Below are 1,455 nucleotides of genomic sequence, written 5' to 3'. Positions count from 1 at the left end.
AAATGTGGGAGCGGGCTTGCTCGCGAAGCTTTTGCTTTAGATGTTGGCGAGTTTTTGCCAGACCTTCGGTTTAAAGAACAGTGTTTCGCCCTTCGCCAGCCCGATCAGGCTGTCATGGTCCTTTACCACTTCCGCTTCGATCAATTCGCTCTGACCTTCGACTTTGAGCGTCACCCGAGTCGTGGCACCCAGCGGACGAATGTCGCGCACCTGCGCGGCGTGGTGATCTTCCAGTTCATGCCGCGACAGCGACACCTCGTGCGGACGGAACAGCACGTGATTGTCCTCCCCCAGATGCAGCCGGTTGGAATCCCCGAGGAAGTGATAAACGAAATCGCTGGCCGGGTTTTCGTAAACATCGCCCGGTGAGCCGGTCTGCTCGATCACACCCTTGTTCATCACCACGATCCGGTCGGCGACTTCCATCGCTTCTTCCTGGTCGTGGGTCACGAACACGGAAGTCAGGTTGATGTCCTCGTGCAGCCGCGCCAGCCAACGACGCAGTTCTTTACGGACCTTGGCATCGAGGGCGCCAAAGGGTTCGTCGAGCAGCAGGACTTTCGGTTCCACCGCCAAGGCGCGAGCCAGGGCAATACGCTGACGCTGACCGCCGGAGAGTTGTTCCGGGTAGCGATCAGACAGCCAGTCCAGTTGCACCATGTTCAGTAATTCGTGGACTTTCTCCGCAATACGGCTTTCGCTCGGACGCTGGTTTTTCGGCTTCATGCGCAAGCCGAAGGCGACGTTATCGAACACGGTCATGTGGCGGAACAACGCGTAGTGCTGGAACACAAAACCAACGTTGCGATCCCGCACATCATGGCCAGAGACGTCCTCGCCGTGAAACACGATGTTGCCGTGGTCCGGGGTTTCCAGACCGGCGATGATCCGCAACAACGTGGTTTTACCGCAACCCGAGGGGCCGAGCAGTGCCACGAGTTCGCCGCTCTGAATGTCCAGGCTGATGTTGTCAAGCGCCTTGAACGCGTTGAAATTCTTGCTGACGTTACGCACTTCGATCGACATGAAATCATTCCTCCGCGGCGCTGGCGCGCAGGCGGTTAATACGGTTTTCGCTCCACTGCTTAAGCAGCAGGATGTTGAGCGCCAGGATCAGCAACAGGCTCGCTACAGCGAACGCGGCCACGTGGTTGTATTCGTTGTAGAGGATCTCGACGTGCAGCGGCAAGGTGTTGGTCACCCCGCGAATATGCCCGGAAACCACCGACACCGCACCGAACTCACCCATCGCCCGCGCAGTGCACAACACCACGCCGTAGATCAGGCCCCATTTGATATTGGGAACGGTGACGTGCCAGAACATTTGCCAGCCATTGGCGCCAAGCAGGCGTGCGGCTTCTTCTTCTTGCGTGCCCTGCTCCTGCATCAACGGGATCAGCTCGCGCGCCACGAACGGCACGGTGACGAAAATCGTCGCCAGCACGATGCCGGGCC

General features: G+C 58.7%; 2 protein-coding genes. Both read right to left on the bottom strand.

Annotation, left to right across the window (positions count from 1 at the left end; genetic code table 11):
* Positions 1 to 36 precede the first annotated feature (36 nt).
* Positions 37 to 1,026 carry a sulfate/molybdate ABC transporter ATP-binding protein gene (locus tag AC1DRJ_RS27510; protein WP_477804925.1) on the bottom strand — a complete coding sequence of 330 codons (990 nt, stop codon included), beginning with the start codon at positions 1,024 to 1,026 and terminating at the stop codon, positions 37 to 39.
* Between the two features lie 4 nt (positions 1,027 to 1,030).
* Positions 1,031 to 1,455 (bottom strand): ABC transporter permease subunit (locus AC1DRJ_RS27505; RefSeq protein WP_477804924.1); only part of this gene is annotated, 425 nt, incomplete at its 5' end.

This window comes from Pseudomonas sp. P5_B2, assembly GCF_056400445.1.
The sequence above is the reverse complement of the archived record's forward strand: the minus strand, read 5'-3'. Positions and strand labels throughout refer to the sequence as shown.

Excerpts from the sequence above, each read along its gene's own strand:
- AC1DRJ_RS27510 (WP_477804925.1), bottom strand. The coding sequence starts at position 1,026 with ATGTCGATCGAAGTGCGTAACGTCAGCAAGAATTTCAACGCGTTCAAG.